This is a genomic window from Buchnera aphidicola (Melanaphis sacchari) (assembly GCF_003096055.1).
GTDB classification, from domain to species: Bacteria; Pseudomonadota; Gammaproteobacteria; order Enterobacterales; family Enterobacteriaceae; genus Buchnera; species Buchnera aphidicola_P.
Genome location: NZ_CP029162.1, coordinates 1 through 7683 on the forward strand (window position 1 = coordinate 1; position 7683 = coordinate 7683).

7 protein-coding genes are annotated in these 7683 nt (G+C 27.0%); 6 read left to right on the forward strand and 1 reads right to left on the reverse strand.

Going from position 1 to position 7683, the window contains the following annotated elements:
- Window positions 1-83: 83 nt before the first annotated feature.
- Genes leuA through leuD form a run of 4 tightly spaced genes read left to right on the forward strand, consistent with a single transcriptional unit; the run spans window position 84 to window position 4817 of the window.
- A complete protein-coding gene (gene leuA, locus DD681_RS03065) occupies window positions 84-1649 on the forward strand; it encodes a 2-isopropylmalate synthase (RefSeq protein ID WP_158341547.1) in 1566 nt (521 codons plus the stop codon).
- A gap of 34 nt (window positions 1650-1683) precedes the next feature.
- Window positions 1684-2775: a 3-isopropylmalate dehydrogenase gene (gene leuB, locus DD681_RS03070; RefSeq protein WP_158341548.1), complete on the forward strand. Its 1092-nt coding sequence runs from the start codon at window positions 1684-1686 to the stop codon at window positions 2773-2775.
- Window positions 2772-4172: a 3-isopropylmalate dehydratase large subunit gene (leuC, locus tag DD681_RS03075; RefSeq protein WP_158341549.1), complete on the forward strand. Its 1401-nt coding sequence runs from the start codon at window positions 2772-2774 to the stop codon at window positions 4170-4172. The genes leuB and leuC overlap by 4 nt, the downstream gene beginning before the upstream one ends.
- Before the next feature lie 21 nt (window positions 4173-4193).
- The gene (leuD, locus tag DD681_RS03080) at window positions 4194-4817 is read left to right on the forward strand and encodes a 3-isopropylmalate dehydratase small subunit (RefSeq protein ID WP_158341550.1); all 624 of its coding nucleotides are present in this window, start codon (window positions 4194-4196) and stop codon (window positions 4815-4817) included.
- Between the two features lie 328 nt (window positions 4818-5145).
- Here the strand turns inward: leuD and repA (DD681_RS03085) are convergent, their stop codons facing one another.
- Window positions 5146-5997 (reverse strand): plasmid replication initiator RepA, encoded by an 852-nt coding sequence (repA, locus tag DD681_RS03085; protein ID WP_158341551.1) that lies wholly within the window; start codon window positions 5995-5997, stop codon window positions 5146-5148.
- 231 nt (window positions 5998-6228) lie between these two features.
- Here repA (DD681_RS03085) and DD681_RS03090 point away from each other — a divergent pair, with 231 nt between their 5' ends.
- Together DD681_RS03090 and repA (DD681_RS03095) are read left to right on the forward strand one after the other, a co-directional pair.
- Window positions 6229-6732 carry a TIGR00645 family protein gene (locus DD681_RS03090; RefSeq protein ID WP_158341552.1) on the forward strand — a complete coding sequence of 168 codons (504 nt, stop codon included), beginning with the start codon at window positions 6229-6231 and terminating at the stop codon, window positions 6730-6732.
- Window positions 6733-6902: 170 nt separating this feature from the next.
- Complete coding sequence (gene repA, locus DD681_RS03095) at window positions 6903-7649, forward strand: plasmid replication initiator RepA (protein WP_158341553.1); 747 nt, start codon at window positions 6903-6905, stop codon at window positions 7647-7649.
- Window positions 7650-7683: the final 34 nt, after the last annotated feature.

The window sequence follows — 7683 nt, forward strand, 5'->3', positions numbered from 1 at the left end:
AAAAATGCGATGCTATGTCTTATGAAATTTTTGTTGTATAAATTTATTTATTATTAAAATTATCCCTTATCGAGAAAATATTTATGAATTCACAAGTTATTATTTTTGATACAACATTACGTGATGGTGAACAATCTCTGCAGGTAAGCTTAAGTGTAAAACAAAAACTGAAAATTGCACTATGTTTAGAAAATTTAGGAGTAGATGTTATGGAAGTAGGTTTTCCTATCTCTTCACCTGGAGATTTTAAATCAGTTCAAACTATTTCTAAAAATGTAAAAAATAGTCGAATATGTAGTTTAGCCCGATGTTTAGATAAAGATATAGACACTGCTGCAGAAGCTATGTCATTAGCAGATTCATTTCGCATTCATATTTTTTTAGCTACCTCTACATTACATATGGAATCTAAATTAAAAAAAAATTTTGATGAAATTATAAATATGGCAACAACATCTGCAAAAAGAGCACTACGCTATACTGATGATGTTGAATTTTCATGTGAAGATGCTAGTAGAACTACAATAGATAATTTATGTAGAATAGTAGAAAAATTAATAAATATTGGTGTAAAAACAATTAATATCCCTGATACAGTAGGATACACTACATCAAATGAAATATCATTTACTATTGAAAAATTATTTCAAAAAGTACCTAATATTGATAAATCTATTATTTCTGTACATTGTCATAATGATTTAGGTATGGCTGTGGGAAATTCTATATCAGCTATACAAGCTGGCGCAAGACAAATAGAAGGTACAATAAATGGTATTGGTGAAAGAGCTGGTAATACAGCATTAGAAGAAGTAATTATGGCAATAAAAGTTAGAAAAGATACTTTAAATGCTTTCACTAAAATAAAACATAAAGAAATCTATCGAACCAGTCAAATTATCAGTCAAATTTGTAATTTACCTATACCCCCTAATAAAGCTATTGTTGGGAGTAATGCATTTTCTCATTCTTCTGGTATCCATCAAGATGGCGTTTTAAAAAACAGAAAAAATTATGAAATCATAGACCCTCGTACTATTGGTATGAAAGAAGTTAAATTAAATTTAACTTCACGCTCTGGTAGAGCAGCGGTAAAGCATTATATGACTGAAATGGGATATAAGGAAAGTGATTACAATATAGATGAACTTTATACTGATTTTCTCAAATTGGCTGATAAAAAAGGTCAAGTATTTGATTATGATTTAGAAGCTTTGGCCTTTATTAATCAACAACAAGAGCAACCAGAATATTTTTCACTTTCTTTCTTCAGTGTTCAATCTATATCTAACGGTTTATCTACTGCCTCAGTAAAATTATTATGCGGAAAATCTACTTATACAGAATCAGCTACTACTAGCAATGGCCCCATAGATGCTGTATATCAAGCCTTAAATAGAATTACGTGTTACTCTATTTCTTTACAAAAATATCAACTTATTGCTAAAGGTAGGGGCAAAGATGCTTTAGGTCAAGTAAATATACTAGTGGAATATAAAAATCGAAAATTTCATGGTGTAGGTTTAGCTACTGATATTATTGAATCTTCAGCACAAGCAATGATTAATGCCTTGAATAATATATGGAAATCTGACCAAGTTAATGAAAAATTAAAAATTTTAAAAAAATGCAATATTTCTAAAAAGTAATCAGTATAGTTTATTAAAAAAGGTTATTATTTTAATTATGAAAAAATTTCGTATTGCAGTTTTAGCTGGTGATGGTATAGGCCCGGAGGTAATGCAGGAAGCCTATAAAATTTTAAATATATTAAAAAATTATTTTCTTTTGCCATTAGAGATAAAAGATTTTAATGTTGGTGGTATCGCTATTGATAAAGACGGTGTTGCCTTGCCCGAAAAAACTTTAAAGGGGTGTGAAAATTCTGATGCAATTTTATTTGGTTCAGTAGGAGGTAAAAAATGGAATTTTTTACCTCCTGAAAAACGTCCTGAACGTGCTGCTTTGCTGTCTTTAAGAAAACATTTTAATCTTTTCTCTAATTTGAGACCAGCAAAATTGTATTCAGAGCTAAAAAATTTATCACCCTTGAAATCTAGCATCTTAAAAAATGGTTTTGATATATTATGCGTTAGAGAGCTTACCGGTGGCATATATTTTGGACAACCGAAAGGTCGATTAAAAAATAAAGATACTGAATATGCATTTGATACCGAGATTTATCATTCGTTTGAAATTGAACGTATTGCAAATCTTGCTTTTCAAATAGCTCAATCTAGAAAAAATAAAGTTTGTTCTATTGATAAATCAAATGTTCTTGAAAGTTCTCTTTTATGGAGAGAAATTGTAAATTATGTATCTAAAAAATATTCTAGTGTCGATTTAACTCATTTATATATTGATAACGCTACCATGCAAATTATTAAAAATCCTAATCAATTTGATGTGTTACTTTGCTCTAATCTTTTTGGAGACATTATTTCTGACGAATGCGCAATGATTACAGGTTCAATTGGTATGCTTCCTTCTGCAAGTTTAAATGAAAAAAATTTTGGTTTATATGAACCTGCAGGTGGATCAGCACCAGATATTCAAGGTAAAAATATTGCAAATCCTATAGCTCAAATTCTTTCTGTTTCTATGTTAGTTAGATATAGTATGAATTTACCTAAAATATCAGATAAAATAGATTCTTCTGTTAGCGATGCATTAAAAAATGGATATAGAACTATAGATATATCTAATGGAGAAAGATACATAAAAACTAATCAAATGGGTGACATAATTTCTGAATTGTTAATGGATAAAAAATGAAAAAAACTTTATATGATAAAATATATGATGCACACATTGTACACAAAGAAAAAAATGATATTGCATTATTATATATAGATTTACATTTATTACATGAAGTAACATCCCCCCAGGCTTTTGATTCATTGAGAAAAAAAAATCGTAAAGTTAGAAAACCAGAAAAAACTTTTGCAACTATGGATCACAATGTTTCCACAATAAGCAAAAGTATTGATGCTTCGGGACCCATGGCTCAAATACAAATGCAAGAATTAATTAAAAATTGTAATGAATTTAATATATCCTTGTACGACTTAAATCATTCTAATCAAGGTATAGTGCACATTATTGGTCCAGAACAAGGTATGACATTACCAGGTATGACAATAGTATGTGGTGATTCTCATACATCCACTCACGGAGCTTTTGGGGCTTTAGCTTTTGGTATTGGTACATCAGAAGTAGAACATGTTTTAGCAACTCAAACGTTAAAACAAGAACGTTTAAAAAACATGAAAATTAATGTTATAGGTAAAATTAATAATTATATTACCGCTAAGGACATAATATTATTTATTATAGGTAAACTTGGTACTGCAGGTGGATCAGGTTACGTGATCGAATTTAGTGGTGATGTAATTAAAAAAATGAGTATGGAAGCACGAATGACAATTTGTAACATGGCAATTGAAATGGGCGCTAAATCTGCTTTAATTGAACCAGATGATATTACATTTTCATATTTAAAAAATAAGTTATATGCACCTTATGGAAAATATTGGGAAGAATCTATAAACTATTGGAAAACATTAAAAACAGATAATAATGCTTTTTTTGACAAGACATTTAATGTTGATATTTCTAATTTATCCCCTCAGGTAACTTGGGGGACCAGCCCTGACCAGGTATTATCAATTGATAGTCAAATACCTAATTTTAATGACTTTGAAAATCTTAAAAAAAGAAATTTAGCTAAATCTGCTTGTACTTATATGGATTTAAAACCTGGTATGAAATTAACAGATATAAAAATAGATAAAGTATTTATTGGATCTTGTACTAATTCTCGAATAGAAGATTTAAGAGCTGCATCAAAGATCTTAAAAGGTAAAAAAATTTTTCATAATGTACAGGGAATTGTTGTTCCAGGTTCTGGCATAGTGAAGAAACAAGCGGAATCAGAGGGATTAGATAAAATATTTATTGATTCGGGTTTTGAATGGCGTTTACCTGGTTGTTCTATGTGTTTAGGTATGAATAATGATAAATTAAATTATGGTGAACGATGCGCTTCTACCAGTAATCGAAATTTTGAAGGACGTCAGGGTAGAGGGGGTAGAACGCATTTAGTTAGTCCTATTATGGCTGCCGCAGCAGCTATATATGGTCATTTTTTTGATGTTAGAAATTGGAAATAATATTTTTGAGATTAAATTAAAATGTTTAAATTTACTGAACATAGTGGAATTGTTGCTCCATTAAATGTATCAAATGTAGATACTGATGTTATCATCCCTAAACAATTTTTGCAAAGAGTCAATAAAAATGGGTTAGGTAAATATTTATTTCATGATTGGAGATTTATTGATAAAAATCAAAAGATTGCTAATTCTGATTTTATTTTGAATAAAAAATTTTACAAGAAAAGTACTATTCTACTAACTCAAGAAAATTTTGGTTGTGGTTCTTCTAGAGAGCATGCTGTTTGGGCTTTATTAGATTATGGTTTTAGAGTAATTATTGCTCCTAGTTTTTCTGATATATTCTATAATAATAGTTTTAATAATAAACTTCTTTTAATTATTTTAGATCAAAAAGACATTGATTTTCTTTTTGATGTTGTTAATAAAGAGATGGGTATTTATTTAAATGTTGATTTAATTAATAATAAAATTTCTATTAAAAATATTAACTTTTCATTTAAAATAGATGATTTTCGACGTTTATTTTTTTTAAATAATTTAGATGCTATTGATTTGACTATGAAACTTGAAAGAAAAATTAAATTATATGAGGAAAGTATATCTTCATTTTTTTTAAATAGGCGAAATTTCACTTCTTAATTTTTAAAAAGCGAAACTGTTAATAAGTTTCGCTTTTTTTATGTTTATTTATTATTTATATAAGATTAAAGACATTTGTTATTTTGCATTTATTTTATAAAAAGCATTTATTAAAAAAAACAATATGCATTTATAAAAAAAATTAAAAAAAATTAATTAAAAAATAATAGGGTAGGGTAAAAATAAAAAAATATTTCAAAGGGAATTTAAAAAATGTTTATTTTTTGAGATAAAAAAAAAGAGTGGGGGGTATGATAAAAAAGGGGTATCTTACGCTTAAGCGTATACTTAAATTTCTAGATTTTAAATAATTTTTTATTATAAAAAATTATTTATCAGGATATGTATTTGTAGCTATTTTTCGTAAATAGTAATAACTTATATTTACTTGCTTTCTTAATCCATGATGTCCCATTTGAGCTAGTTCATTAATAGAGTACTTAGCGACTAGAGCTCTTAAAATTTTTTGTCTTGCTTCTTTTTCATCTAAAGCTATAATGCGTTGTGCATTTTTTCGTTTTTTGTGGAAAGCGTGTTGAGAAATTCTATATTTAAAAATACTTTTAATTTGAGCATCTTTAGCACGTCTTTTTGCTTCTATTGTATTTATAGGAGTTAATCCCTTAGTGATAAGATTTTTATTAATCCATCCTAACTGTTGTTTTTTTGCATTATTTAATTGATTTTCAGAAATTCCAATAAGTGTAAAAAATAATGGTGTAAGCGTAATCATTTTAGGCATATAATTTCCCAAAACTCGATCCCACATTTTTTTACATTTTACAAAACCCATAGGTTCCATAAAATGAGTAATCAATCGTGAAGCGCGTGTAATCGATTTATTACCCGCTTGAGATACAGTAGATAATCCACATTCGTCAGCTAATTGTTCTACTGAAGCTTGTACTAATTCGGAGGAAATATTAAAATGATATAGCATAGCTAAAACCATGGCTCTCATAGAACATGCGCGATGTTCATTTAATCTTCTAAAGCGTTTTATGGGTATACCGGTTTTAATGTTTTTAGGTTGAATAACGTAATTTAATTCACATCGCGCTACGTCTATTTCTGAAGCTTTTTTCATAGCATAACAAATAAATGATGGTCGCGATTTATTATTTTGAGGGGGTGTAAAAATCGGATTTTTATTATTTATATAATTTTTTTTAGGCAGCATATTTTAAGGTACTTAAGAAATAATGTGAGTTTAAAAAGATAAAAATTTAATTCTATATTAGAATATATTTATATTTAACATAAATTTAGATAAATTTCAATGCAATACGTTAAAATAAAATTTTTACGCTAAAACTGAAAAAATTTTATTTATAATTATATAAAAATTTTTATATTTGAAATATAATTCTAATAATATTTAAAACACTTTAAAATTTAAAGAGAATAAAAAATGGAAAAAATTATTGAAAAGTCTATATATGCCTCGCGTTGGCTTATGTTTCCAGTTTATGTAGGATTGTCATTTGGTTTTATACTTTTGACATTAAAGTTCTTTCAGCAAATTATTTTTATAATACCTGATATTTTAGCTATGTCGGAATCAGGATTGGTATTGGTGGTTTTATCATTAATTGATATTGCTTTAGTGGGCGGTCTTTTAGTAATGGTGATGTTTTCAGGTTATGAAAATTTTATTTCAAAAATGGATATAAAAGACAATCAAAAAAGGCTTGGTTGGATGGGTACTATGGATGTCAATTCAATTAAAAATAAAGTAGCATCTTCAATAGTTGCTATATCTTCAGTACATTTATTACGACTTTTTATGGAAGCAGAAAGAATATTAGATAATAAAATTATGTTATGTGTTATCATTCATTTAACATTTGTATTATCCGCATTTGGGATGGCTTACATTGATAAAATGAGTAAAAAAAAACAAATCGTTCATTAAATTTTTAAAAATCATTTATAAACTTATTTGAAAGCAATTTAAATTTATGCTATATTCTAATAGAATACATATTTCATAATTAATAAAATTGTTAGTTATTTATTAAAATTTTTCAAAAATTAAAAATCTTTAAAACTTAAAATATATTTTAATTACATTAAGTGTATTTAGTGTCTAAAAAAAATTATGTACATAATTCTCAACCGGTTTTTATCCCTCCTAAAAATGAGAAAAAGAGATCTAAATTTGTTTATTATGCAATGAAAAAAGCATTTCAAATAGATATTTCAAAAAGTGAGTTAAATCATACTTTGTTGGCAATAGATCCTAAAACTGGTAATGTTTTACCGCGCTTTAGAAAATTAAATAAGCATCGAGCATATGCTATGAAAGCCATGGTTTTAGCTATGTTATATTATTATAATATTCACTCTAATATTGTAGAAGCTTCTATTGAAAAGTTATCAGACGAATGTGGATTATCTACTGTATCTCAAGCGGGTAATAAATCGATTACACGCGCTTCACGATTGATTACTCATTTTATGGAACCTATGGGTTTTGTAAAGCGTAAAAAAAGGGGGGGTAAATTTATTAAAAAATATAGATTTACAAGAATATTTTTAACTCCAATGTTTTTTATGTTAATACAGATTTCTCAATCAAAAATAAATCAGCATAAAAAAGAAAAATTAGATCAAATTTTAAAAAAAAGGGAAAAAAAAATATTTATTTCATTTTCAGATATAAAAATAATTTCAGAATTAGATGAAAAATCAGCTAAGAGTAAAATTCTAAAAGCTTTAATAAATTATTATACAGCCAGTGAATTAACTAAAATAGGCCCTCAAGGTCTTAAGAAAAAAATAGATATTGAATATAGTAATTTATGTAAGTTATACAAAAATAATAAATAAATTTATACAACAAAAATTTCATAAGACATAGCAT

Coding starts and splice junctions, on each gene's coding strand:
- DD681_RS03090 (WP_158341552.1), top strand. CDS start 6,229: ATGGAAAAAATTATTGAAAAGTCTATATATGCCTCGCGTTGGCTTATG.
- repA (WP_158341551.1), bottom strand. CDS start 5,997: ATGCTGCCTAAAAAAAATTATATAAATAATAAAAATCCGATTTTTACA.
- leuD (WP_158341550.1), top strand. CDS start 4,194: ATGTTTAAATTTACTGAACATAGTGGAATTGTTGCTCCATTAAATGTA.
- leuA (WP_158341547.1), top strand. CDS start 84: ATGAATTCACAAGTTATTATTTTTGATACAACATTACGTGATGGTGAA.
- leuC (WP_158341549.1), top strand. CDS start 2,772: ATGAAAAAAACTTTATATGATAAAATATATGATGCACACATTGTACAC.